Here is a 25335-nt window from a genome sequence, read left to right on the forward strand (position 1 = left end):
GGGTGCCGGCGTCCGGGGTGGGTGCCGGCGTCCGGGGTGGGTGCGGGCGTCCGGGTTGGGTGCGGGCTCCTGGCCGCAATGCGATGCGATGCGGTGCCTCCGGAGCGTGGGGAAACGGTCCGGAGGCGGTTTCGGCTGGGGCGACGGTGTCCGCCGGTAACCGTCGCGGACGCCGGAGGGGATGCGTACCCGTCTCGCGTTCCCAGCCGTGGGGAGGGGCAGGCAGACAGAGGCGTCAGCCACGCCTCGATCCAGGTCCACGAGTGCCGCGGCGGCCTCTCGCGGGGCGACGCCGCGGCGTGCGCGGGATGCGTAGCCTCGGGCGTATGCACATCGTTGCGGTTCTCGCGCTCGACGGGGTGTCGGCCTTCGATCTCGCCATCCCCTGCCAGGTGTTCGCGCTCGTCTCCGGTCCCGGCGGCTTGCCTGCCTACGAAGTCCGCGTCTGTGTCGATCGGGACACGGCGGCGACGGCCGGGCCCACGGCGCCATTCCGGGTCTCCTCGTCGTACGGCTGGGAGGACGTTCTCGGCGCGGACACGGTCATCGTGCCCGGCGTTCCGGCAGAACTCACCCCGGATCCCCGTGCGTTACGGCTCCTGAGGGCGGCGGCGGAGGGCGGAGCGCGTATCGCCTCGATCTGCACCGGCGCTTTCGCGCTCGCGCACGCCGGGCTGCTCGAAGGCCGTCGGGCGACGACGCACTGGCGGTTCGCCGACGCACTGGCCGAGCGGTTCCCTGGCGTCGACGTCGATCCTTCCGTGCTGTACGTGGACGAGGGGCAGGTACTCACGTCGGCCGGGATCGCCGCAGGACTGGACCTGTGTCTGCACCTGGTACGCCGCGACCACGGTGCGGCAGTCGCGGCGAGCGCGGCGCGGATGCTGGTGATGCCACCTCAACGCACCGGCGGACAAACCCAGTTCATCGAGTACCGCACGCCCGAGATGGACTCCGCCGATCTGGGCGAGACGCTGCAGTGGATGCGCCGGAAGCTGGGCGAACCGCTATCCATCGCCGACATCGCGGCGCACGCGATGATGAGCCGGCGCAGCCTGGCGCGGCACTTCCGCGCCCAGACGGGCACCACGCCGCTGCGCTGGCTGCTCGCGCAGCGCGTCCAGCGGGCCCGAGAGCTCCTGGAGACCACGCAGTTGCCCCTCGCGCGGATCGCGGAGGCCACAGGATTCGGGGCGGCCGCCGGAGCTACCGTCGGCGGACGCTTCTGAGTCGGTCTTTCAGCTTGGTCCGGCGGTTGCTGAACAGATCCAGCAGCCTGAGCGCCATGCCGTGATCGTACGAGCGGGCCAGGTCGTGGGCCGTCATGCCGTTGATCTCTGACGCGGGATCGGCACCGTAGGCAAGGAGGATCGCAGTGAGAGCACTCCACCACCTGGTGGGCGGGTGTCCAAGGATTCTCGATTTCGAAGCCGATCACTACGACATGATGCCTGCCTGCCCCGAGATCAGCTGGACGTTTTCCGGCTCCGAACCACGGTCCTCAGCGCTACCAGACGGCGCCGATGACCTCATCAAAGGCGGGGTGCCCGGTGACTCGCGGTCAGCGGCGAACCGATTGAGGGCACGGACGAGGGATTCGACGTCAGGGTGAAGGGGCTGGGGAACATGCCGGTCGGGCCGTCGCCGAGGGCGTAGACGATCCCGGAGTCCGGGTCGAGATCCAGGGTCGTGTCCGTGAACATGCCCCCCCACGAGCCAGGCGCGGCGCTCGTCAGCAGCAGCCCTCCGTGTGCCGTACCACTGTGAACGTCGATGTGATCGTCCGCGCGCAGGCGTCAGGCAGTCCTACGGCGCTCGGCAGGTACGCGGTGCGGGAGTCGAAACGATGGTGGAGCGCCATGAAGCGGGAGCAGGAGGCGACCCGGCAAGTCCGAATGCTGCACGCCCGTCGTCTGCGGCGACGGCGACGTTCGTGATCGGATCTTCTGCCGATGCGATGGACACACGTGGCCGGGAAGCGTGATCGCGGTGTCGATGCGGAAACAGCTGCGCGTCGCAGGAGGCGTAGGGAGCAGGCAGTTGGCAGGTGTACTGCACGATCACCGCCGACAGCGGACCGACGGGGACGGCCACCGGGACGCCCTCGCCACCGACGAGCGTCCGGGCGCCTTGGGTTTACCCCGGCGCCCGGCCCAACGACGTCACCTTCCCGACGACCAGTGCGGATGGGGCAGCGATTCGGCAGGGAACCCGCACCTTCCCGCCCCGTCTGCGAGGGGGGAAGCCAGGAAGCCCCGGCTTCCCCCGGCCGTCGCCGATTCCGTTCCGCACCTCGGGGGTCAGTTGGCGTGGGCGGTGATGTCGCCGTGGGAGGTGGTGGCGTGGATGGTGAGGTCGGCGGTGGTGCCCTTGGCGTTCTGGAGGGTGTTGTGGACGCGGCCGTAGGTGGTGCCGGCGTCGAGGGTGGCGGCGGTGCCGCGGGCGGCGCCGACGGTGATGGAGCCGGAGTGGGTGGTGAGGGTGAGGGTGCCGGTGGTGGCTTCGGTGACGCGGAGGTCGCCGCGGGCGGTGGTGAGGTCGGCGGGGCCGTTGAGGCGGCCGATGGTGATGTCGCCGTCCTGGAGGGTGAGGTGGGCGGTGGCGGCCTCGTCGAGCTTGGCGGGGCCCTGGGCGCTTTCGTAGGTGACGTCTCCGAGGCGGCCGACGCCGCGGAGTTCGGCGGCGGCGGTCTTGGCGCGGACGTGGGAGCCGGCGGGGAGCTGGACGGTGATCTCGACGGCGCCGGAGGGGCCGAAGAGCTGGTTCCCGGGCTGGGGGGCGGTGATGGTGAGGATGCCGTCGGTGTAGGTGACGGTGGTGTTCTCGGCGGCCTTGGTGTCGCGGTTCTTGCCGGGGGTGGCGGGGCGGATGTCGACGGTGGTGTCGGTGCGGTCGGCGGCGATGAAGCGGAGGTGGCCGGCGGGGATGTCGACGACGGCGGTGACGGGGGTGGCGGTGGCGAAGGTCTGCATGGTGACGGCTCCTTGGGGAGTGGTGTGCGGTCGGCGTTTCCGACATGAGAAAAGCTACGTTGCTTTCCAAGGTGCGGCAAGAGTGTTGTTGCACTGGATCAGCATCTCTGCAGGTGGCTGCCGCTATTTCATTGCAATGAACTGTGGGGTGATGCAACGGCATATGCCTGAGCGTTGCAATGGTGGCACGGTGAAACGCTACTTCGGCGCAGCCGAGATCGCGGCTCGGTAACCGCGGCACCCGCACCTCGCCGGTCAGGTCCGTTGCGCCGAATCGCAGCCCGTCGCCCGTCCTCAACGCCCTGAACTCCCCACGGAATCCTCCGACCTGCGGCCAGCCGCCACTCGGAGCGTGTCTCGTTGATCGGCCGGTCAGCCGATCAGATGCACGTGTCCGATGAGTGATCACGATGCGATCTGGGACGGATCGAGCCGCTGACGTCGGCCGATGCGGCCCGCGGCCGGGGCAGGACCGATCACCGCCGAACCCTGAAGGCCCCTCGCGGGATCCGCTGGACACGCTTGGCTCGTGGCAGCGGCCGACGCCGATGCCGACAACACCTGAACGGTCTCGATGGCCTTCACCGTCTACCGCACTCACCAGCACACCTCTGGTGCCGGCCCGGGACATGGGGGCGCCGAACCGGGCCCAACCTGGCAGCCGCGCTTTCGGACGCTTCCGCTGCGGCCTGAGCACGAAAGTTCGCCTCGCCAGCGACGTCAGAGACACCCGGGCACGGCCTCTGGCCCTTCGCGTCACCGCAGCTCAGGCGAGCGACGCCCTGGCCTTCGAGACCGTCACGGCAGGCAGCCGTGTTCCGGAAGCGGACCCGGGAGACCGCGAGCCCGCCCCGATGCCCCGCTGGCGGACCGCGCGTACTCCTCGCGCGTGATCCGGAGTCACCTCCGTCGACACGGGGCCCGCACCGGCCACCTTCCGCACCCATTCTCCGGCCCGCAAGCTGCACAGGAGCGGACCGCACGGTCCCCCGCCCGCCGCCCGAAGGAGTGCACCGGGCTCGAGCGCACGGTGCAGTGCGGCTATTGGAGGCTCCAGCGGTGGGGGTGCCCGGGGTCCGCTGGGCAGGCGAAGATGTTCAGGAGGCCGTCTCGGCCGATGGTGAGGTGTGTGGGGCGGCTGTTGCGCAGGGGCTCGGACACGTCCCGCTCTTCGAGGGGCATCCAGCTGCCGTTGACGCCGTCCCACTCGTGGCTGTCGAGGGTCAGGAGCAGGGCCATCGGCGTACCGCAGGCCTCGCAGTTCATCGGGTGCGGGTCGGTGGTGCGCCAGGAGGGGAACCCGCCCACGCGGCAGCCCTGGGGAATCGACAGGTCATGGTGGTACGTGACCAGGTCCAGGTCGTCGGTCAGGCCGCGCTTCTCCGCCTTGCGTTCCTCCGCGTCCTCCCAGGCGGCGATCCTCCTCCGCAGCCTGACCGGCAGCGAGTCCACGTACGGGTACGTGGCGACCTGCTCGGGGTGCAGCACGCACGGTTCGGCGACCGCGCCTTCGAAGCCCACCAGCGCCGGCTGCGGCGGGGCTTCCAGCGGCACGGTGACCTGGTCGGAACGTCGCCACCGCACGTGCGGGGCGAGGCCATGGCGACTCGGGCCATGTGCCTCGAAGGGGCACCAGAGGACCTGGAGCAGGTCACCGCCGTCCGGGCCCGGCGGGAGGCCGGGAACGTCCCGCCGGTACAGCTGGAGCAGGCCGATCAGCGGGACCGGGTCGGTGTCGGCGATCTCCCGTCGCCGGTGCCTGCGGCCGAGTTCCTTGAGCAGGACCCGCTCCTCGTCGCTGGGGCGGTCTCGGGCCCAGGCGTCGGCGAGCACCTGGCGCCCGCGGCGGATGTCCGCGATGCGGTACCCGCTGCTGCGCTTGTGCGGCTCGGTGCAGACCGGCCACGGTTCGTCGGCCGGCCACAGGAGAGGACCGCCGACCGAGCTCACCCGCACGTCCGGGCGCCCCGGCCGCGGGTGCAGACGCGTCGTCACGCCGCGGAACTCCCCCAGCTTCGGGAAGAGCCCCTCGACGTTCACTGGGCGCGGCGGTGTCGTTCTGGCCATGGCGAAAACCCTAGGCCACGTGCCGCGGGCGTGATCGACCGCGCCCTTCCCCGCCGGGTCCGGTTGTGGTGCGCCTCCCGTCCAGTGGGTCAGAAGTCGATCGCGTCGCGGAGGAGGGGGCAGGTCATGCAGTGGCCGCCGCCGCGGCCTCGGCCGAGCTCGGCGCCGACGATGGTGATGACCTCGACACCCGCCTTGCGGAGGAGGGTGTTGGTCTGGGTGTTGCGGTCGTAGGTGAAGACGACGCCCGGTTCGAGGGCGACGGCGTTGTTGCCGCTGTCCCACTGCTGCCGTTCGGAGGCGTACGCGTCGCCGCCGGTCCCGATGACGCGGAGCTGCGGCAGACCCAGCGCCTTCGCGACGACGTCCACGAACGGGGTGGTGCCCTCGTCGGTGATCTCCACGCCGGGGGCCCTGTCGCCGGGCCGCAGGGAGAAGGTGTGCACCGCGTCCATGATCTTCGGGTAGAGGGTGACGATGTCACGGTCGGCGAAGGTGAAGACGGTGTCGAGGTGCATCGCGGAACGCAGCCGGGGCATGCCCGCGACGATGACGTGCTCGGCGGCGCCCTGCTCGAACAGGGCCCGGGCGACCTGGGTGATGGCCTGGCGCGAGGTGCGCTCGCTCATGCCCATCAGGACGACGCCGTTGCCGACCGGCATGATGTCGCCGCCCTCGAACGTGGCCTGCCCCCAGTCCCGCTCCGGGTCGCCCCACCACACGGTCGCGTCCCTGTAGTCGGGGTGGAAGGTGTAGACCGCCTTCATCAGCAGCGTCTCGCCGTGGCGGGCGGGCCAGTACAGCGGGTTCAGGGTGACCCCGCCGTACAGCCAGCAGGTGGTGTCGCGGGTGTAGAGCGTGTTGGGCAGCGGCGGCATCAGGTACTCGCGGGCGCCCACGCCTTCGCGGGCCAGGGCCACGTAGCCGGAGCGGAAGTCGTCGGGCAGGTCCGCCGTGGACAGGCCGCCGATGAGGTGTTCGGCCAGTTCGCGGGCGGCGAGGGAGTCGAGGAAGGCGCGCGTCTCGTCGACGAGCCCGAGGCCGACCTCGTTGGGGACGATCTTCCGGTCGAGCAGCCACTCCCTGGCCTCGGGGATGGCCATGGTCTCGGTGAGCAGGTTGTGCAGCTCGACGACCTCGACGCCGCGCTGGGTGAGCTTGTTGGCGAAGTCGGCGTGGTCGCGCTGGGCGTTCTCCACCCACATGACGTCGTCGAAGAGGAGGTCGTCGGAGTTGGTCGGGGTCAGCCGGCGGTGGGCGAGGCCGGGGGCGCAGACGAGGACCTTGCGCAGCCTGCCGACTTCGGAGTGGACGCCGAATGCCGGACCGGATGGGGAAGCCGATGAGGCCGGGCGGGTTCCAGGGGTGCCGGTGGTGCCAGGGGTGCCGGTGGTGTCAGGGATTTCAGGGGGCATCGTGGTGGGCCTTTCCGGGAGGGCAGGGAACCAGGGTTCTTGCGGGGCGGCGCGCGTCAGAGTTCGATCCAGCCCGCCGCCAGCGCCACGACGCCGACGACGGCGCCCGCCACCGACACCGCGCAGATGACCGCTTCCTTCGGGGAGAAGAGACGGCGGCCCTGCTCGCGGCGGGCCTTGACGAAGAGCAGGGTGGCGGGGGCGTAGAGGATGAAGGAGACAAGGACGAACGTGAGCCCCGCCGCGTACAGCAGGAACGCCGTGTAGAGGGTCGCGACGGCCGCGACGACGAGTTCGCGCCGGGTGCTCGTCCCCGCCACCCGGTGCCGGCGCGGCCGCAGCGCGATCTTGAAGGCGAACGCGGCGGCCAGGAGGAACGGGATGAGGCTGAGGGCGCTGGTCAGGTCGAGGGCGAAGTTGAAGGCGTCGTCGGAGAACGCGGTGACGACGAGCACCAGCTGGCTGAGCGAGGTGGTCAGCAGCAGGGCGGGGACGGGGACGTCGTTCGCGGTGGTGCGGCCGAGGAAGCGGGGCATGTCGTCGTCCTCGGCGGCGACGAAGAGGACCTCCGCGGCCATCAGGGTCCAGGCGAGGTAGGCGCCGAGGACGGAGACGATGAGGCCGACGCTGACGAAGACCGTGCCCCAGGTCCCGACGGCCGCCTCCAGCACGCCGGCCATGGACGGCTGCCGCAGCTCGGCGATCTCGCTCATGGGCAGGATGCCGTACGACACGATGGTGACCGAGGCGAAGACGGCGAAGACGCTGAGGAAGCCCAGGATCGTGGCCCGGCCGACGTCCTCGCGCCGCTTGGCGTGCCGGGAGTAGACGCTGGCGCCCTCGACGCCGAGGAAGACGAAGACGGTGGCGAGCATGGTGCCGCGGACCTGGTCGAAGAGGGAGCCGGCGTAGTCGGCGCCGCCCCAGTTCTCCGCGAAGACCGACGGTTCGAAGAAGAACAGCGCCAGGATGACGAAGACGACGATCGGTACGATCTTGGCGACGGTCACGATCCGGTTGATCGCCGCCGCTTCCTTGACGCCGCGCCGGATGAGCAGGAAGAAGCCCCACAGGCCCGCCGAGGAGAGCACGAGCGCGAGTGTGGTGTCGCCGTCGCCGAGGGCCGGTACGACGGCACCCGCGGTGGACATGATCAGCACCCAGTAGGTGACGTTGCCGACGCAGGCGCTGGCCCAGTAGCCGAAGGCGGAGAAGAAGCCGAGGTACTCGCCGAAACCCGCCTTGGCGTACGCGTACACCCCCGCGTCCAGATCGGGCCGGCGCACGGCGAGCGTCTGGAACACGAAGGCGAGCATCAGCATGCCGAGGCCCGCGACGGCCCAGGCGATGAGGGCTCCGGCGACGCCCGTCTCCTGGGCGAAGCGCCGCGGGAGCGAGAAGACCCCGGCGCCCACCATGGACCCGACGACCATGGCGGTGAGCGTCAGCAGGGTCAGTTTGGCCGGCGGTGCGGCACCGCCGGCGGCGGGCCCGGCACTCGTGTCGGCTTGGGTCATGGCGTACCTCTCAGACGCGCTCGGCCCGCGGCCGGCGGGGGTGAGGACCGGGTCCGGTACGCGGGACGGCGCCGGTCTCCGGTGCGCGCGGTGCGGTGCGGCGAGGTCCGCGGGGCGCTGTCAGACGCGGGTCGGCCACGGGGCGGCGCGGGTTCGGGTGCCCGGCCTCGCGCACCAGCGGACGTACCACCGGAACGACCCTCGGCGGGACGCCTCGCAGGGCACCCCGAGGCGACGGCTCACGGACCCGCCGTCCGGCGCGGGACGTCTCGTCCGCCTTCACGGTGCCCCACCTCCGGGTACGGCGAACGTCGGCTCCTCGATCGCCTCTTGGAGGCGAATCTAGGACAAATGACACCCCTCGGCCCGCCGTGTGCCGACTCTTCACCCGGGGAGCCCGCTCCGCTGGCGCGACGGACGGCGATGACCGACCGTGCCTCCGAGCCGGTCGGGGTCGTGCCCCACGGGCGAGGGCGGCGTTCGCACGACTGCCGAGACTGCGGTCTGCCGCGAGGGTGGACAGGGCGTGCCTCGCCCCCTACCCTCCGTTGCACCTAATCAATTAATTGAGCAATGAGGAGGCGCCATGCATCCGTTCCGCCAGGCCGTGGAGAACCGTGACGAGGCGGCCATCGAGGACCTGCTCGCCGACGATGTCGTCTTCACCAGCCCCGTCGCGTTCAAGCCCTACCCGGGCAAGGCCATCACCGCCGCGATCCTGCGCGGCGTACTGCGCGTCTTCGAGGACTTCACCTACGTCCGCGAGATCGCGGACCCCGGCGGCCGCGACCACGCCTTCGTCTTCACCGCCACCGTCGAAGGCAAGCAGATCCAGGGCTGCGACTTCCTGCACTTCGACGAGGACGGGAAGATCGACGACTTCACCGTCATGGTCCGTCCGCTCTCCGCCGCCCAGGCGCTCGCCGCCGCGATGGGCGCCCAGTTCGACCGCATCGCCCGCGAGGCCTCGGAGGCGGCCGAGGCGTGACAGATGCCGGCGCCGGCGTCGACATCGGGGCCGGGACCGCCGGCCTCGGCGCCTCAGAACTCCGACTACTGGAAACGGAGTTCCACCGCCACCACCCCTGCACCGCACCTCCACCCACCAACCCCCAGCCGGCATCCGGACACCCCCTCCCCGCCCGCCTGCCCCGAAAGGCACCGCCACTCCGTTTCTGAAAATGATTATCACAATGCTAGGGTCCCTCCGGCCTGGCCTCGCGCCTCGCCGTCCCCCTTCTCCCAGCACCCCGAGGGATCCACCGTGCCCCCCACCCCCCGCTCCTCCCGGATGTCCCGCCGCAGCGTGATCGCCACGCTCGCGGCCGGTGCCGGGGCCGCCGTCCTGACCGGATGCTTCACCGAGAGCGCCGGCACGAGTCGCACCAACGGTGCGAAAGGTGCGAGCGGCAAGGGCGGCCGTCGGATCCGCGTGGCGATGATGCAGCCGCCGCGTTCCGGCCTCTCCCCGCTCTCCGACGACGCGTTCAAGCTGTCCCGCTGGTCGACCGCGGAGACCCTGGTCGTCCTGGACGAGGACGGCGACCCGCAGCCCGCCCTGGCCACGGCGTGGGAGCGGAACGGGAAGCGCTGGACCTTCACCCTGCGGGACGGGGTGACGTTCCACGACGGGACGGCGTGCGACGCGAAGGCCGTCGTACGGTCCCTGGAGCGCGCCGCCACCGCCGCCCCCAAGCCGCGCATCCTGGACGGCGTGGACCTGACGGTGCGGGCGACCGGGGACCGGACCGTCACGGTGACCACCGCCGTGGAGGACCCGCTGGTCCCGCACCGGCTCTCCTCGCCGCAGCTGTCGGTCCTGGCCGCGAAGGCGTACCGGAACGGCAGGACGGTGAACCCGGTCGGCGCCGGGACCGGGCCCTTCGAGCTGGTCGCGGTCCGCGGGACGTCGTCGGCCACCCTCGACCGCTACGACGGCTACTGGGGCGGTACGGCACGGCTCGCCGGCATCGACGTCACGTTCGTGCCGGACGGGACGGCCCGCGCGGCGGCCCTGCGGAGCGGCGCGGCCGACGTCGTGGAGGCGGTCCCGGTGGCACAGGCCGCGCTCCTCGACCAGGAGCTGATCACCGAGGTGCCCATGCCCCGCACCTGCACGCTGTACCTGAACACCGCGTCCGGTCCGTTCCGCGACGCCGGGCTGCGGGCCGCCGCCCGCGAGGCGATCGACGCCCGGGCGATCGTCGACGGCGTGTACGAGAAGCGCGCCGACCTCGCCGAGGGCCTGCTCGGCCCCGCCCTCCCCTGGGCCGCCGAGCTGCGCGGCCCGACCGCCCGTCCCCGCCCGAAGCCGTCGGCCCCGGCGGGCACGCGGATCACCCTCGGAACCTTCACCGACCGTGCCGAACTCCCCGAGGTGGCCCAGCTGCTGCAGCAGCAGCTACGGAAGGCCGGCTTCGTGGTGGAGCTGGAGGTGCGGGAGTACGCCCACATCGAGGCGGACGCGCTGGACGGCGCCTTCGACGCGTTCCTCCTGTCCCGGGCCACCGTGCTGGACTCGGGCGACCCCGTGGCGTACCTCTACAGCGACTTCGCCTCCGACGGCTCCTTCAACCTCTCCCAGCTGGCCGACGCCGGCGTCGACTCCGCCCTGGACACGGCCGGCGCGACCCCGGCGGGCACCGCCCGCCGCCGGGCCGTGCTGCGGAGCGAGGCGGCCGTGCTCACCACCGACGCCGCCGTGCCCCTGCTGCACGAGCGGGTCATCCAGGGGGACGCCGAGGGCGTCACCGGCGTCGCGCACGACCCGCGCGAGCGCGCCCTCATCACGCTCGACACGGACCTGGCATGACGCGGTACCGACTGGCGGCGGTCCGGGCCGTCGCCGTGCTCGCGGTGACCGCCCTGGTCGGCCTGCTGCCCTGGCTCTCCGGCGGCGACCCGGCGCTGCGTCTGCTCCGCGCCCGGTCGGCCGAACAGGAGGCGACCGCCGAGGCGTTGGCCGCGGTCCGCGCCGACCTGGGCCTGGACGCGGGTCCGCTCGGCCTCCTCGGCCGGTGGGCGTCCGGGGCGGTCCGGGGCGACTTCGGCACGTCCTGGGTCTCCGGCGCGGAGGTGCTGCCGTCGGTCCTGTCCGGCCTGCACGTCTCGCTGGCGCTCATGGGCGCGGCCCTCGCGGTCGCCGTGCTCCTCGGTGCGGCGCTCGCGCTGCCGGTCCTGGTGCGGGGCCGCGGCTCCGGCGGCATGCTCGCCGCCGCGGTCGGCGCGCTTCCCGAATTCCTGCTGGCCACCGTCCTGTTGGTCGTGGTCGGGGTGTGGCTGCGGTGGCTGCCGACGTCCGGGTGGACCGGCCCGGCCGACATGGTGCTGCCCGCCCTCGCCCTCGGCCTCCCGGCGGGCGCGCTCCTCGGCCGGCTCGTCGCGGACGCGCTCCCCGCCGTCCTCCAGGAACGCTGGGTGGAGCTGTGGCGCGGGTCCGGCGTGTCCCGTCCGCGGACCTCGCGGGCGGTGCTGAAGCGGGTCCTGCCGCCGCTCGTCCCGCAGTTCGGCATGGTCGCCGTCGGTCTGACCGGGGGCGCCGTCGCCGTCGAGACCATCTTCGCGGTGCCGGGGCTGGGCCGGACCGCCCTCGGCGCCGCCAAGTCCCAGGACCTGCCGCTGCTCCAGTGCGCGGTGCTCGTCCTGCTGGCGCTCGGTCTGCTCGCGGGCGCCCTGTCCGCCGGGCTCCGCCGCCGGCTCCTCGGCCCGGGTCTGCGCGAGGCGGGCCTGACGCTTCCCGCGCCCCGTCCCGTACGGGTCCCGGCCGCCGTGCCCCTCGCGATCGCCGCGCTCCTCCTGGCCGCCGTCGGCTGGGGTCTGCTGCGCGATCCGTACGCCGTCGACCCGGCCCTCCGGCTGGCCTCCCCCAGCGGGGCCCATCCGCTCGGCACCGACGCCCTCGGCCGGGACGTCCTCGCCCGCCTCGGCCACGGCGCGGCGTCCACCGTGGGCACGGCCCTGGCGGTCTGCGTCTTCTCGTACGCCGCCGGCCTCGCGCTCGGCTTCCTGCCGAGCGTCGGCGCCGGGATCGCGGACGTGGCGAACGCGCTCCCTCCGGTGATCGTCGGCATCCTCACGGCCGCGGTTCTCGGCCCGGGCACCGGCGGCGCCGCGCTCGCCGTCGCCCTGATCTCCTGGCCGCCGCTCGCCGCGCACGCGTCGGCGCTGGCCGGCGAGGTGCGGGCGGCCTCCTTCCTCCAGGCCCAGCGGGCCATGGGTGCCACCCGCTGGTGGGTCCTCTCCCGCCACGTGCTGCCGTCGGTCGCCGCCCCGCTCGCCCGGCACGCGGTCCTGCGGCTGCCCGGCATCGCGCTCGCCCTGGCCTCCCTCGGCTTCCTCGGACTCGGCGCCCAGCCGCCGTCCCCCGAGTGGGGCGTCCTGCTCGACGAGTCCGCCGACTACGTGGAACGCGCTCCCCTGGCCGCCCTCGCCCCGGTCGCCGCCCTCGGCCTCCTCGCGGCGCTCGCGGTCTCGCTCTCCCACCTCACCACGTCCACCCGCCCGACCGGATCCACCCGATCGCCCGAGTCCTCCACGCCGGAGTCCCCCATGGGCCGTCGAAGGAAGGGGCACAGCCTTGCGGTCTGATCCCTCCACCGTCCTCACCGTGGACGGCCTGCGGGTGTCCTTCCCCGGCACCGGTGACGTCGTCCGCGGTGTCTCCTTCGCGCTGCGGCCCGGCGAAACCCTCGCCCTGGTCGGCGAATCCGGTGCGGGCAAGTCCCTGACCGCACGCGCCCTGCTCGGCCTGGCCCCGCGCGAGGCCCGCGTCGCCGGCACGGTTCGGCTCCACGGGCGGCCCGTGACCGCCGGCGACCTCGGCCGCCGCATCTCGCTGGTCCCCCAGGACGCCCTCTCCGCCCTGTCCCCCGTCCACCGCGTCGCCGACCAGCTCGCCCTGGCCGCCCGCTCGCTCGACCCCCGGCTCACCCGGCGCGAATCCCTCGGGAGAGCCGGTGAAGCCCTCCTCGCCGTCGGCCTCGACGGCACCCGCGCCTCCGCCTACCCGCACCAGCTCTCCGGCGGCCAGCGCCAGCGCGCCGTGATCGCGATGGCCACCCTCGGCAGCCCCGGCGTCCTCGTCGCCGACGAACCGACCACCGCCCTCGACCCCGAGGTCCGCGCGCACGTCCTCCGCCTGCTCCGGGCGACCGGCGCCGCGCTCCTCCTCGTCACCCACGACCTGGACACCGTACGGAACCACGCCGACCGCATGGCCGTGATGTACGCCGGCCGGCTCATGGAGACGGGCCCGGCCGCCGACATCCTCAAGAATCCCCGTGCCCCCTACACCACCGCCCTGGTCGGCGCGGTGCCCTCCGCCGGCACGCCCCACCGCTCCCGGCTGCCCGTCGTCGCCGGGCAGGCCCCCGCTCCCGGAACCCCCGCCCGCGGCTGCGCCTTCGCGGCCCGGTGCGCGCATGCCGAGGCCACCTGCCGGACCACCGTACCCGCCCTCGTTCCGCTCCCTGGCGACCGTGAACTCGCCTGCCCCATCCTGGAGTCCGCATGACCGCTCCGCTCCTCGACGTCCGCGACCTGGTCGTGCGGCACGGCGACCGGACGGTGGTCGACGGCGTCTCCTTCACCGTCGCCGCCGGGGAGACCGTCGGCCTGACCGGCCCGTCCGGCTCCGGGAAGTCGTCCACCGCGCAGGCGGTGCTGCGGCTGCGCCCGGCCGCCGCAGGCCGGGTCCTCTTCGAGGGCCGCGACCTGCGCACCCTCCCGGAAGCCGAGCTGCGGGCCGTCCGCCCCCGCGTCCAGCCGGTCTTCCAGGACCCCTACGGCTCGCTCTCACCGCGCCGCCGGATCCGCGACCAGCTCGCCGAACCCCTCAAGATCCACGGCCGCTGGACCGCGGCCGAAGGCCCCGACCGGGTCGCCGAACTCCTCGCCCAGGTCGGACTCGACCCCTCGCTCGGCGCGCGGCTCCCCCACGAACTGTCCGGCGGCCAGTGCCAGCGCGTCTGCATCGCCCGCGCCCTCGCCTGCGCGCCGAAGCTCCTGATCCTCGACGAACCCGTCTCCGCCCTCGACCCGTCCCTCCGCGCCGCGATCGCCAACCTGCTCCTCGACCTCCAGGAAGCGCACGGCCTCGGCTACCTCCTGATCTGCCACGACCACGCCCTGGTCCGCCACCTCAGCCACCGCGTCCTCACCCTGGACGCCGGAAAGCTCACCTCGGCGTGACGCCCGCGCACGGCACGGGCGCCGGCCGACTCTCGCCGGCCGGCGCCCGTGGCGCACGCGGTGTCAGTTGTAGACGGGGTGCTCGACGGAGACCTGCTGGCCGTCGAGCTGGATGGTGGGAAAGGCGGGCGTGTCCAGTTCCGTGTACGTGTCGGGGTGGTGGTGGAGCGCGGCCGGGGGCAGGTCGACGACCCGGAAAGAGGGGCCTTCCATGCTCTCCAGCAGGCCGATGGCTTCGCGGGCGCAGCCGTAGGAGAGGCTGAAGCCGCTGCCGCCGTGGCCGAAGTTGTGGACGATGTTGAAGCCGTACTCCTTCTCCACGCAGACGTTCTCCACGCGGTAGGGGCGCAGGCCGGCGATGACGTCGACGTCGGTGTCGGACAGTTCGACGTCCTTCAGCAGTTCGGGGGCGAAGCGCTTGCAGCGGTCGAACATGTCCTTGACGGGCTGGTAGTCCTTGCCGATGTGGGTGTCGTACTCGCTCGGTTCGACCAGGCCGCCGAGGATGAGGTGGGTTTCGCGCGGGACGATGAAGACCATGTCCTGCTGGTGCGCGGTCTTGGAGATGGCGTACGCGGTCTTGGGCCTGCTGGCCCAGCGCGAGACCGGGACCCGGACGAGGGCACCGCGCAGGGGGACCATGCAGGCGCCGGCCAGTTCCGCCGCGCCCATGCCCGTGCAGTTGACGATGGCGTCGACGTCCCAGTCCTTGCGGATCTTCGCGCTCTGCGGGACCAGCCGGTCGGTGATGCGCTTGCCGTAGGTGACGGTGACGTTGCTCTGCTGCTTGAGCTGTTCGCGCAGCCAGCGGGTGTAGATGGGGGTGTCGACCACCGGGACCTGGAGCTGGTAGCCGTCCTTGACGCCGAAGGACGCGGGGACCTTCTTCAGGTCCTCCTGGGTCATGCGGCGGAAGCCGTGGATCTCCTCCTCCTCGGACAGCTTCTCCAGCTCGCGCATCTTGGTGTGCTCGGGCCAGTCGTCCTCGATCTTGACGCCGAAGTAGAAGTTGGACGTGACCATGTGGACGCCGGCCTGCGGGGAGAGCTTGCGGAACTCCTTGTACGACTCCACCGACCAGCGCTTGGACCGCATGATCGACAGCTGGTTGCCGTGCTGGCCGCACACCGCGGGAGGGAACTCCCACAGGGCCCCGGCGATCACGGACACGGTCTTGTCGGCGGGCCGCTCGGCGACGACCTGGACGTGGTAGCGGGGCTTGCCGTTCTCGCGGACCCGGGCCAGTTCCAGGGCGGTGGTCAGACCGCTGACGCCGGCTCCGATGACCAGGACCTTCTCCACGCGCGGCGGGTGGGGCTTCTCAGCCATGGGGTGCACCTCGTCTCGGTTGAGCTCGAAGGGCTTCGGCGCCGTGCGCGGACCGGCGCACGGCGGGCGCCCGGCATGCCCTGGGCAGCGCTTCTCGCCGGCTGTCAGGGCGGACCGGGCCGCCGATGATCACCTTTGACCCGTCGCCGTACCCCTTTCGCGTCCGTGCTCACCCGAAGGGCGGGCGCGCGGGGAGCACTCCCCCCGCGCGCGGGAAGCACACCGTGCCGACGGCATCGTGGCTGCTCAGGGGCCTGTCGGGCCGGGGCGGGGGAGGAAACGTATCTGTGTGTGGCTCCGTCGCGTCTCCGGCGGAGCGGCGGCCCGGAGCGGGATCGAGACAGTGGCGCGGGAGTGGATCTGCGACGAGTTCTGGTTCGTCGCGGCGGCATACGGGGTCGCGGATGCGGACGCGGAGGAGCTGACCGCCGGCCGGGACTGGTGAACGGGGACGGGAGAGCTGCCGCCGTTCGGAGCCGCTCGTTGCTGGGCGTGGGGTGCAGGGCCGTCCTATGGCGGACGGCGATGCCGTACCGCGAGGGAGACGGCGCGGCGGCGGGCGACCGCCACAGGAGCCGTGCTTCTGGCGGTTGCGTGCCGGAGCGGCCTCGTTCGCGATGGTGCGGCGGCCAGAGGGCAGTCGTTCCGGCGGTTGCCCCGACGCGTCCGCGGGCGCCGGGGGCGGCGCGGGGCAGGTCAGGCCAGTGCTTTGACCACCTGGTCGAGTTCCAGCGGCATGACCGCGATGAGGATCTTCCCCGTGGAGGAGTCGCATTCCACGATCCGGCTCCCCGGATTGACGGACATCGCCTCCCGCACGGAGGGCGGGCGCACCCCGACCTGGCGCAGGTCGTCCGGCAGTACGGTCTCCCGCTTGCCGAAGGACGGCTTCCAGACCGGGGCGCCGGCGTCGGCACCCACCAGCAGGCGGCCTGATCTCCGTCGAGAGCCCTGCGCCGTGGCCTTCAGCATGCAGGGCACTCCGGCGGTTCGATCACTCGCGCATTCAAGCAGGCCGCGCACGCGGACAACAGTGCAGGTCGGGCCGAGGCCGACTCCGCGGTCTCCGCAGGTGCGGTCGCATCTCGGCCCGCTCTCTACCCGTCGTCTTCGTCGTGGAGCTCCTCCAGGGTGGCCGGGGCGAATGCCTCGCCGAAGCGGTAGACCTCCAGGCAGTAGTCGAAGCCGGACTCGCGGAAGAGGTCCAGCTCCTCGCTGCCGCAGTGCTTCTGGAGGCCGGTGGAGACGTGCCAGGAGGTGCCGTCGTACCAGAAGACTCCGCCCGCGTAGTGGATCGTGCGGCCCGTCGCGGGGTCGGTGAGGTTCAGCGACTCGTAGTTCTCGGGGCGGTCGCGCACCAGGGCGACGAGGGGTTCCGGGACGCCGTCGTAGAAGGACTCCTGGAGAGCGAAGTCGTCCTCCGCGTACAGGTTCAGCTCCGATTCGTGGTCGAACGTGAGCAGCAGGGCGCGGCCGTCGTCCGTGAAGTACCAGACGGCGGACTGGCCGCCGCCGTCGTTCCAGGCGAGGCGCTGCGCGCCGGGCACGCTCACGGGCGTGATGCCGACGAGGTCGTCGACGAGGGCGGCGCGGCGCCGTACTTCCGGAAGGGGGGTCGCCGCCAGGGCGTCCCAGATCTCGTTGCTCATTCCCGCAGGCTATCCGCCGCCTACGACAGGACGGTCGCGGTCGCCGGTCGCCCAGGGCCGCGGCCGGTCCTCCCGTCCTGGTCCGGAGCGGACCGCAGTCGGAGCGGTGGGGGGAGGAGTACGGCGGGCTGGGCGGCCGAGCGTGAGGTGGGGCTCGGCGAGGTGGTGGTGGGTGGATCCGTACCCGCTCCGCGCCGAAGACGTTGCTTCCCGACCCGACCGGAAGACGGCCCGTGGGTGGGTCCGGGAGGGGCTGCGCGGCCGGTGCCGGCCTGCGGGGCGCGAGGGCGCGCGAAAGACCCGCCCGGTCCGCCGACCAACAAGGTTCGCCCGTGGGGGCGTTCACACGTCTCGTCGCGGGCGCCGCCTGTGCTGTGGCCCTCCACGGGCCCCGACGGCGAGAAGACCGGCAGCGGCCAGTACCCCGCGCTGGACGACTTCCGGTGACCCAGGCGTGACGCGGGGGCCGCTTCGGCGGCCCCCGCCCGCGCGCCGGGCGCCGGAGCCCGTCAGGGGCTCGGCGGGGTCGTGCGGGGTGCGGCCCGGCGGGCCGTGGCGAGGAGGGCGGCCGCGAGGAGGGCGGCGGACGCGCCGAGGGCGGCCACGGCGGACGCCAGGCTGCCCGCGGGCTCCTTGGCCGCCAAAAGGATGAAGGGGCAGAGGAACTCGCCGAGGAAGAAGGCCGCCGTCCACAGGCCCATGCCGCGGCCCCGGTCCTCGAACGCGAGGAGGGACATGGCGCGGGTGACCAGCGCGGGCAGGAGCAGCCCGGTCCCGAGGCAGTTGACGACCGCGCCGGCGACGAGGAGCGGAAGGCCGTCGGCGAGGCCGATCAGCAGGAAGCCGGCGGCGCACAGCGCGAGCGGGACGGGCAGGCCGTGGCGGCGGTGCGGCGCGAGGCGGGTGAAGAGGACGGAGCCGAGGACGGTGGCGGCGCTGGCCACCGCGGTGACGGCGCCGATCGTGCCGGTGGAGTCGGTGCCCAGGTCGTCCAGGAGGTACGCCATCTCGACGGGGACGGTGTAGAACACGACGGCGCCGAAGACCGTGAGGAGGCAGACGCCCGCCATGCGGCGCAGGGGGAACGGCGGCTGCGGGAGGGCCGTCTCCGGGGCGGCGGCGGACGGTTGCGGCGCGCGGGGGGCCGGCAGGACGCGGGCCATGACGGGGGCGATGAGCAGGCCGACGGCGTAGAGCCAGAAGGGGGCCCGCCAGTCGGCGGCTCCGAGGGCTCCTCCGAGCACGAAGAAGAGCGTGGCGGAGGCCGAGGCGCACATGGTCTGGAGGGCCAGGTAGCGGTCGCGGAGTTCGCCGCTGTAGTAGTCGCCGATGAGGGTGGTGCAGGCGGTCATGATCGCGGCTTCGGCGATGCCCACGAGGACGCGGCTGATCAGGATGGCATGGAGGGATTCCAGCCACAGGGGTGCCGTACCGAACACCGCGTAGAGGGCTGTGGCGGCGACAAGCAGGCGTTTGCGGCCGAGCCGGTCGACGATCACCCCGGCGAAGGGGGCGAGGAGCGCGAGGGCGAGCGCGGGGACGGTGAGCACGACGGGGACCAGCGCCGCGCTTCCGGGCACGTCGGCGAAGTGGTCCTGCATGCGCGGAAGTACGGGAGCGAGGAGGACCGCTCCGAGGACGGGCAGACAGCTGCCGGCCATGAGGAGGGCCGCGGGGAGCCGCCCGGCGGCAGCGCCTGTGGATGCAGCTGAGTCGGCGGATGTGGATGCGGACGGCGGTTCGAGAGGGGCTGCGGGCATGGGGGGGCTCCAAGGCGGCGGAAGGGTTCCCGTCGGAGACGGCGCGCAGGCATGCGGGCGGGACGTGCGGACGCGGCGTACGGGCGGGGTGAAGTGCCTCGACTATGCGTGCTGCCGGGCGTGTTGCCCATCCCCCGGATCATCCGCGTTCCCGATGGGTCCGATCCACCGGATGGATGCGCGCGTACGGCCGGGGTGCGCGGGCGCCGTCACGCGTCGGTGAGGGCCACGGGGGGCTTCAGGCGGGTGTCGCGGTGATGCGGCGGCCGACCTTCGCCGCGGTCTCCCGGAGCCAGATGTGGGCGGCGTCGTGGGTGTGGACCGGGTGCCACCAGAGCGCTTCGCGGAGGGGGACGGCCTCGTAGGGCGGTTCGAGGACGCGTACGCCGCCGAGGGGGGCGAGGCGGTGGGCGAGGCGGGCCTGGACGAGGGCGATGCGGCGGGTGCCGGCGACCAGCGCGGGCAGGGCGTGGAAGCTGTCGACGGAGACCTCGACGCGCGGTTCGATGCCGAGCATGCCGAGCTGGCGGACGGCGGGGGCGTCGTAGGTGCGCTGGTAGGTGACCCAGGGCAGCCGGGCGAGGTCGTCCTGGGTGAGGCGGTCCTCGACGTCGGGGTGGTCGTCGGCGACGACGAACACCCAGCGGTCGTCGTAGAGGTCGGTGGCGGGGTATCCGCTGATGACGCCGTGGGGCATCAGCAGGCCGTCGGTGGCGCTGAGCAGGCTCTCGGTGTCGTCGACGACGGTGGCGGGGGTGCGGGTGAGGCGGAGGCGGATGCCGGGCGCCTCCTCGTGCACGGCGCGGGCGAGTTCGACGGCGAAGACGTCGACGGCGTAGTCGGAGGAGACGAGGCGGAACTCGCGGGTCTCGGTGGCCGGGTCGAAGGCGGCCTGGCTGGTGAAGAGCCGTTCGAGGACGTCGTACGCGGTGGCGGTGCGGTCGAGGAGGACCTGGCCGAGCGCGGTGAGTTCGTACTGGCTCCCCGTGCGGGAGAGCAGGTCGTCGTCGAAGTGCCGGCGCAGCCGGGCCAGGGCGGCGCTCATGGCGGGCTGGCTCAGGCCCACGCGCTGTCCGGCCCGGGTGACGTTGCGCTCTTCGAGGAGGGCCCGCAGGGCGACGACGAGGTTGAGGTCCAGGCGGGCCAGATTCATCGCGGGTGCACCGAGTCCTTCTGCGGGGGCCGAGCAGTGATTATTCATGGCGCGGATGACACGCATCCACGGAATCTATTTCCCTGATCGCGTGACGCGGGTCCAGATTAGTCGCACCGCAATCAGGAGGACATGTCGGTGAAACCTGAACCCCTTTCCGGACCCTTCTCCGGACCTTTCGCGCTCGGTACCCTCTCGGCGCCCGACGGCGCTCCGTTCCCCGCCCTCGTCGATCGTCGGGAGCGGGTCCACGACCTGCGGGTGGCGCTCGGCGTCCCGGCGCTGACGATGCGGGGCGTGCTGGAGCGGTGGCCTGAACTCCTGCCGCAGTTGAGCGTGTTGGCGGAAGGCGAAGGCGCGACCACCGCCCCGCGTCCGCTGGCCGAGTTCCGGGTGCTCGCGCCGGTGGAGCCGCGGCAGGTGTTCCAGTCGGGCGCCAACTATCGGCAGCACGTCATCGACCTGCACGTCGCGCACCGCGCCCCGGGCGACGAGCGCCCCGAGGAGGAGCGGCGCGCGGAGGCCGCCGCGATCATGGACCGGCGGGCCGCCGAGGACCTTCCGTACGTGTTCATCGGCCTGCCGAGCGCCCTCACCGGCCCGTACGACGACGTGACGCTGCCGGCATGGGCGGAGAAGCCGGACTGGGAGCTGGAGCTGGCGGCGGTGATCGGCCGGCCCGCGTACCGGGTCGCGCCGGAGGAGGCCCTGGAGTACGTCGCGGGGTACACGATCGCCAACGACCTGACCGACCGGGCCACGGTGTTCCGCCGCGACATGCCGCAGATCGGCACCGACTGGCTGCGCAGCAAGAACGCCCCCGGCTTCACCCCGCTCGGCCCGTGGATCGTGCCGGCCGAGTCCGTCGCCGACACCGGCGCCCTGCGGCTGACGCTGAAGCTCAACGGCGAGGTCATGCAGGACGAGTCCACCGAGGACATGATCTTCGGCGTCGCCCGCATGGTCGCGTACGCCTCCCAGAGCGCACGGCTCCTGCCCGGCGACCTCGTGCTCACCGGCTCGCCGGCCGGCAACGGCATGCACTGGGGCCGGCTGCTGCGCGACGGCGACGTCATGGAATCCACCATCACCGGCCTGGGCACGCAGCGCACCCGATGTGTCGCGGAGGCGCCGTGAACCCCGCCGATCCCGAGGGCTCCATCGCCCGGGCCGCCGAAGCGTGCTCCAACTGGGGCCGCTGGGGCGACGACGACCGGCTCGGCACCGTCAACTTCCTCGACGAGGGCAAGCGGCGCGAAGGCGCCGCGCTCGTCCGGCGCGGGGCCGCGTTCTCGCTGTCGCAGCGCTTCGACATGAACGGCCCGCAGAAGGGCTGGCGGCGGCGCACCAACCCCGTCCACACGATGCTGGACACCGGCACGGACGCCGCGCTCGGCAACCAGGGCTTCCCGCACGGCATCGGCGGCGCCGACGACGTGATCGCGATGCCGCTGCAGTGCTCCACCCAGTGGGACGGGCTCGGCCACATCTTCGACCACGGCAAGGCGTGGAACGGCCGGCCGGCCGAGCGGGTCGTCACCTCGGACGGCGACCTCGTCACCGGCATCGAGCACCTGGCCCCGCACGTCGCCGGCCGCGCCGTGCTCCTCGACGTCGGACGCGTCGTGGGCGACGACGGCGAGCTGCCGGACGGGTTCGCGATCACCGAGGAGCACCTGACGGCGACGGCCGAGGCGCACGGGGTCACGGTCGGGCGCGGGGACATCGTCCTCGTACGGACCGGGCAGCTCGCCCGCGTGCGGCGGGACGGGTGGGGCGACTACGCCGGCGGGCCCGCGCCCGGACTGTCGTTCACCACCGCGTCCTGGCTGCACCGCAGCGAGATCGCCGCGATCGCGACCGACACCTGGGGCTTCGAGGTGCGGCCCAACGAGTTCGACCACGCCTTCCAGCCGCTGCACCAGGTCGTCATCCCGCACATCGGCCTGCTGATCGGCGAGATGTGGGACTTCGAGGCCCTGGCGGAGGACTGCGCCGCCGACGGCGCGTACGCGTTCTGGCTCACCGCCGCGCCCCTGCCCATCACCGGCGCCGTCGGGTCCCCCGTCAACCCGGTCGCCGTCAAGTAGCCCCCGGGTCCCCACCAGTCCGAGGAACAAGGGAGTTCCCTCTATGAGCAGCACACCCCGCAGAGTCCTGGTCGTCGGCGGCGGCGCGGCCGGCAGCGCCGCGACGATCCTGCTGCGCCGCGCCGGGATCGACGTCGACCTCGTCGAGGCGAAGGACGACTGGAACGCCACCGCCGGCTCCGGCATCACCCTCCAGGGCAACGCCCTGCGCGTCCTGCGCGAACTCGGCGTCTGGGACGAGGTGAAGGCGTCCGGCTTCACCTTCGGGTCCGTCGGCATCACCGCGCCCGACGGCACCGTCCTGCACGTCCAGCGCGACCTGCGCACCGGCGGCGACGACCTGCCCGCCACCGTCGGCATGCGGCGCCCCCGCCTCCAGCAGATCCTCATCGACGCCGTGCGCGCCGGCGGCGCCACGGTCCGCCTGGGCACGACCGCCACGATCCTGGACCAGGACGCCGACGGCGTCTCGGTCCGGCTCAGTGACGGCGGCGAGCACCGCTACGACCTGGTGATCGCCGCCGACGGACTGGGCTCCGCCACCCGCGCGCAGATCGGGATCACCGACAGGCCCGAACCGACCGGCATGGCCATCTGGCGGGCCGAGGCGCCGCGTCCCGAAGCGGTCCGGCGCACCGATCTCGCCTACGGCGGCCCGGCGTTCATCGCCGGGTACTGCCCGACCGGCGACAGCACCCTGTACGCGTACGTGGTGGAGGAGAACCGCGACCGCGCGTCCCTCCCGCCCGCGTCGTACGCCGCGGAGATGGTCCGGCTCGCCTCGGCCTACGGAGGCGCGTGGCCCGAGATCACCGCGACGCTCACCGATCCGGCGAAGGTCAACTACACGTGGTTCGACCGGCTGCTCGTCGAGGGGTCCTGGCACCGGGGCCGGGTCGTCCTCGTCGGAGACGCCGCGCACTGCTGCCCGCCGACGCTCGCCCAGGGCGCCGCGCTGTCCCTGGAGGACGCCTGGGTCCTCGTACGGATGCTCACCGAAGCCGACGCGTGGGACGACGCGCTGTTCCAGGCGTACTACGAGCGCCGGATCGCGCGCGTCCGGCCGGTGGTCGAGGCGTCCGTGCAGATCGGGCGGTGGCAGCTCGACGGCGTCCGGGACGCGGACGTGCCCGGCCTGATGGCCCGCACGATGACGATGCTGCGGGAGCTGCCGTGACCCCACAGCCCGCGACCTCGCAGCCCGAGACCACGCCGCTGACCGCACAGCCCGGGACCGCGCCCACCGTGGACGTCCACGCCCACGTCCTGCTGCCCGAGGTCGACGCGCTCGTCGCCGGCCTGCCCGGGCACGCCGAGGCAAAGGCGCTCGACGCCCGCCGCAACGGGCCCGACGCGCTCGCCGTCAACGGTCCCATGGTCCGCGACCGGATCCCGGCGCTGACCGACCCCGCCGTCCGGCTCGCCCGGATGGACGCCCAGGGCGTCGACGTGCAGCTCGTCAGCCCGTCCCCTTCCCACTACCACTCCTGGGCGGACGCCGAGACGGCCGAGAAGGTCTGGCGGCTGGCCCACGAGGCGACCGCCGCGCACTGTGCCGCGGCGCCGAGCCGGCTGCGGGGGCTGGGACTCGCCCCGCTCCAGCACCCGGAGCAGACCGTCGCCGCCCTGGACCACGCCCTGGAACTGGGGCTCGCCGGGGTGGAGATCTCCAGTCACGCACCCGGCCGCGAGCTGTCCGATCCGGCGTACGAGCCGCTGTGGGCGCGCGCCGAGGAGACGGGGGCGATCGTGTTCCTGCACCCGTTCGGCTGCACGCTCGACGCGCGCCTGGACCGCTGGTACCTGTCCAACACCGTCGGCCAGCCCACCGAGAACGCCGTCGCCCTCTCGCACCTGATCTTCTCCGGCGTCCTCGACCGGCACCCCGGCCTGACGGTCGTCGCGGCCCACGGCGGCGGCTACCTGCCCACCCACATCGGGCGCAGCGACCACGCCTGGCGGGCCCGGACCGACGCGTCCGCCGGCTGCGCCGAGCTCCCCAGCAGCTACCTGAAGCGTCTGTACTTCGACTCCCTCGTCCACGACCCGGCCGTGCTGCGGGCGCTGGTGGAGGCGGCGGGCCCCGACCGGGTGCTGCTCGGCTCCGACTTCCCCTTCGACATGGGCTCCGACGACCCCGTCGGCGCGCTGCGCGCGGCGGGCCTGCCCGAGGCCGACTTCCACGCCGTGCGCGGTGCGAACGCCGCCGCGCTGCTCCCCCTCTCCCCCCGCCTGAGGAGGCATCCGTCATGAGTGCTCCCCGCCTGCTCACCCACCTGCGGCACGTCGACCTCGCCGTGCCCGACTACGACAAGCAGCTCGACTTCTACGCCGGCGTCTGGGGCCTGACCAAGGTCGCCGAGGACTCCGGCATCTCCTTCCTCGCCGCCGAGGGCAGCCCCGAACAGTACGTCGTCCGGCTGCGCAAGGCCGACGAGAAGCGCCTCGATCTCGTCTCGTACGGCGCCGCGACCCCGGCCGACGTCGACACGCTCGCCGAGCACCTGCTCGCCGGCGGCGTCCAGCTGATCTCGCGGCCCGGCACCGTCGACACCCCCGGTGGCGGCTACGGCTTCCGGTTCTTCGACGTCGACGGCCGCACGATCGAGGTCTCCGCCGACGTGGCGGTGCGCGAGCACCGGCAGATCGAGGAGAAGGAGTCGATCCCGGTCAAGCTGTCGCACGTCGTTCTCAACTCCCCCGATCTGGACCGCACTCGGGAGTGGTACGAGCGGCATCTCGGCTTCCGCCTGTCCGACACGCTCAGCTCGCCGCGCATGGGCGACGTCATGCACTTCATGCGGATCAGCAGCCAGCACCACTCGATGGCGCTGGCGAAGGGCCCGCACACCTCGCTGCACCACATCTCCTTCGAGATGCGCGGCATCGACGAGTACATGCGCGGCACGGGCCGGGTCCTGCGGGCCGGCCACACGAAGATCTGGGGGCCGGGCCGGCACATGGCCGGCGACAACACCTTCACGTACTTCCTCGACCCGCACGGCAACACCGTCGAGTACACCACCGAGCTGGAGAACCTCGACGAGGACACCTGGCACCCCCACGTCTACGACTTCTCGCGGCCCGAGGTCACCGACCAGTGGGGCACCGCCAACCCGATGAACGAGTTCGTCGCCAAGGAGTCGTTCAACGACCCCGACCGCGGCTGCTTCGTCGCCCCGCCGGTCTAGGCC

At 72.8% G+C, this 25335-nt stretch carries 21 protein-coding genes; 12 read left to right on the plus strand and 9 right to left on the minus strand.

The window, feature by feature from the left end; translation table 11 throughout:
- Positions 1–326 precede the first annotated feature (326 nt).
- Entirely contained in the window at positions 327–1229 is a 903-nt protein-coding gene (locus ACFVQZ_RS15280) for a GlxA family transcriptional regulator (protein ID WP_383622512.1), read from the plus strand.
- Between the two features lie 1071 nt (positions 1230–2300).
- Here the strand turns inward: ACFVQZ_RS15280 and ACFVQZ_RS15285 are convergent.
- The 4 genes from ACFVQZ_RS15285 to ACFVQZ_RS15300 form a co-directional block, all read right to left on the minus strand.
- Entirely contained in the window at positions 2301–2972 is a 672-nt protein-coding gene (locus ACFVQZ_RS15285; RefSeq protein ID WP_383622515.1) for a DUF4097 family beta strand repeat-containing protein, read from the minus strand.
- 1041 nt (positions 2973–4013) lie between these two features.
- Positions 4014–5039, minus strand: a complete 1026-nt coding sequence (locus ACFVQZ_RS15290) for a hypothetical protein (protein WP_383622518.1) — start codon at positions 5037–5039, stop codon at positions 4014–4016.
- Between the two features lie 89 nt (positions 5040–5128).
- Positions 5129–6454 carry an arginine deiminase gene (locus tag ACFVQZ_RS15295; protein WP_383622520.1) on the minus strand — a complete coding sequence of 442 codons (1326 nt, stop codon included), beginning with the start codon at positions 6452–6454 and terminating at the stop codon, positions 5129–5131.
- A 56-nt stretch (positions 6455–6510) separates the two neighbouring features.
- Positions 6511–7971 carry a basic amino acid/polyamine antiporter gene (locus ACFVQZ_RS15300; RefSeq protein ID WP_383622523.1) on the minus strand — a complete coding sequence of 487 codons (1461 nt, stop codon included), beginning with the start codon at positions 7969–7971 and terminating at the stop codon, positions 6511–6513.
- A gap of 586 nt (positions 7972–8557) precedes the next feature.
- On the opposite strand from ACFVQZ_RS15300, the gene ACFVQZ_RS15305 reads away from it, so the two are divergent.
- The 5 genes from ACFVQZ_RS15305 to ACFVQZ_RS15325 all read left to right on the plus strand — a co-directional run bounded on the left by ACFVQZ_RS15305 (position 8558) and on the right by ACFVQZ_RS15325 (position 14160).
- The gene (locus ACFVQZ_RS15305; protein ID WP_030496144.1) at positions 8558–8959 is read left to right on the plus strand and encodes a nuclear transport factor 2 family protein; all 402 of its coding nucleotides are present in this window, start codon (positions 8558–8560) and stop codon (positions 8957–8959) included.
- Positions 8960–9262: 303 nt separating this feature from the next.
- Positions 9263–10783 carry an ABC transporter substrate-binding protein gene (locus tag ACFVQZ_RS15310; protein ID WP_030496143.1) on the plus strand — a complete coding sequence of 507 codons (1521 nt, stop codon included), beginning with the start codon at positions 9263–9265 and terminating at the stop codon, positions 10781–10783.
- The gene (locus tag ACFVQZ_RS15315) at positions 10780–12558 is read left to right on the plus strand and encodes an ABC transporter permease subunit (RefSeq protein WP_030496142.1); all 1779 of its coding nucleotides are present in this window, start codon (positions 10780–10782) and stop codon (positions 12556–12558) included. Before ACFVQZ_RS15310 ends, ACFVQZ_RS15315 begins: the two co-directional genes overlap by 4 nt.
- On the plus strand, positions 12548–13483 hold the full coding sequence (locus ACFVQZ_RS15320; protein WP_383622528.1) for an ABC transporter ATP-binding protein: 936 nt from the start codon (positions 12548–12550) through the stop codon (positions 13481–13483). Before ACFVQZ_RS15315 ends, ACFVQZ_RS15320 begins: the two co-directional genes overlap by 11 nt.
- Positions 13480–14160: a dipeptide/oligopeptide/nickel ABC transporter ATP-binding protein gene (locus ACFVQZ_RS15325; protein WP_030496140.1), complete on the plus strand. Its 681-nt coding sequence runs from the start codon at positions 13480–13482 to the stop codon at positions 14158–14160. The genes ACFVQZ_RS15320 and ACFVQZ_RS15325 overlap by 4 nt, the downstream gene beginning before the upstream one ends.
- A gap of 63 nt (positions 14161–14223) precedes the next feature.
- On the opposite strand, the gene ACFVQZ_RS15330 is transcribed toward ACFVQZ_RS15325, so the two are convergent.
- Entirely contained in the window at positions 14224–15489 is a 1266-nt protein-coding gene (locus ACFVQZ_RS15330) for an FAD-dependent oxidoreductase (RefSeq protein ID WP_383622532.1), read from the minus strand.
- A gap of 289 nt (positions 15490–15778) precedes the next feature.
- On the opposite strand from ACFVQZ_RS15330, the gene ACFVQZ_RS15335 reads away from it, so the two are divergent.
- Positions 15779–15934 carry a DUF5713 family protein gene (locus ACFVQZ_RS15335; RefSeq protein ID WP_321193042.1) on the plus strand — a complete coding sequence of 52 codons (156 nt, stop codon included), beginning with the start codon at positions 15779–15781 and terminating at the stop codon, positions 15932–15934.
- Between the two features lie 251 nt (positions 15935–16185).
- Here ACFVQZ_RS15335 and ACFVQZ_RS15340 read toward each other — a convergent pair whose 3' ends face one another.
- The 4 genes from ACFVQZ_RS15340 to ACFVQZ_RS15355 form a co-directional block, all read right to left on the minus strand.
- Positions 16186–16461 carry a hypothetical protein gene (locus ACFVQZ_RS15340; RefSeq protein WP_383622535.1) on the minus strand — a complete coding sequence of 92 codons (276 nt, stop codon included), beginning with the start codon at positions 16459–16461 and terminating at the stop codon, positions 16186–16188.
- A 125-nt stretch (positions 16462–16586) separates the two neighbouring features.
- A complete protein-coding gene (locus tag ACFVQZ_RS15345; RefSeq protein ID WP_383622538.1) occupies positions 16587–17138 on the minus strand; it encodes a hypothetical protein in 552 nt (183 codons plus the stop codon).
- Positions 17139–17647: 509 nt separating this feature from the next.
- Positions 17648–18898 carry an MFS transporter gene (locus tag ACFVQZ_RS15350; protein ID WP_383622541.1) on the minus strand — a complete coding sequence of 417 codons (1251 nt, stop codon included), beginning with the start codon at positions 18896–18898 and terminating at the stop codon, positions 17648–17650.
- A 238-nt stretch (positions 18899–19136) separates the two neighbouring features.
- Positions 19137–20051, minus strand: a complete 915-nt coding sequence (locus ACFVQZ_RS15355; RefSeq protein WP_030496134.1) for a LysR family transcriptional regulator — start codon at positions 20049–20051, stop codon at positions 19137–19139.
- 132 nt (positions 20052–20183) lie between these two features.
- Between ACFVQZ_RS15355 and ACFVQZ_RS15360 the strand changes: the two genes are divergently transcribed.
- The 5 genes from ACFVQZ_RS15360 to ACFVQZ_RS15380 are packed head-to-tail and all read left to right on the plus strand — an operon-like array spanning position 20184 to position 25332.
- The gene (locus ACFVQZ_RS15360) at positions 20184–21188 is read left to right on the plus strand and encodes a fumarylacetoacetate hydrolase family protein (RefSeq protein ID WP_030496133.1); all 1005 of its coding nucleotides are present in this window, start codon (positions 20184–20186) and stop codon (positions 21186–21188) included.
- A complete protein-coding gene (locus ACFVQZ_RS15365) occupies positions 21167–22141 on the plus strand; it encodes a cyclase family protein (RefSeq protein WP_383622546.1) in 975 nt (324 codons plus the stop codon). The genes ACFVQZ_RS15360 and ACFVQZ_RS15365 overlap by 22 nt, the downstream gene beginning before the upstream one ends.
- 43 nt (positions 22142–22184) lie before the next feature.
- On the plus strand, positions 22185–23318 hold the full coding sequence (locus ACFVQZ_RS15370; RefSeq protein ID WP_383622549.1) for an FAD-dependent oxidoreductase: 1134 nt from the start codon (positions 22185–22187) through the stop codon (positions 23316–23318).
- 38 nt (positions 23319–23356) lie between these two features.
- Positions 23357–24394 (plus strand): amidohydrolase family protein, encoded by a 1038-nt coding sequence (locus ACFVQZ_RS15375; protein ID WP_383622983.1) that lies wholly within the window; start codon positions 23357–23359, stop codon positions 24392–24394.
- Positions 24391–25332 carry a VOC family protein gene (locus ACFVQZ_RS15380; protein WP_383622552.1) on the plus strand — a complete coding sequence of 314 codons (942 nt, stop codon included), beginning with the start codon at positions 24391–24393 and terminating at the stop codon, positions 25330–25332. The genes ACFVQZ_RS15375 and ACFVQZ_RS15380 overlap by 4 nt, the downstream gene beginning before the upstream one ends.
- Positions 25333–25335: the final 3 nt, after the last annotated feature.

It is taken from the genome of Streptomyces sp. NPDC057854, assembly GCF_042797055.1.
Taxonomy (GTDB): domain Bacteria; phylum Actinomycetota; class Actinomycetes; order Streptomycetales; family Streptomycetaceae; genus Streptomyces.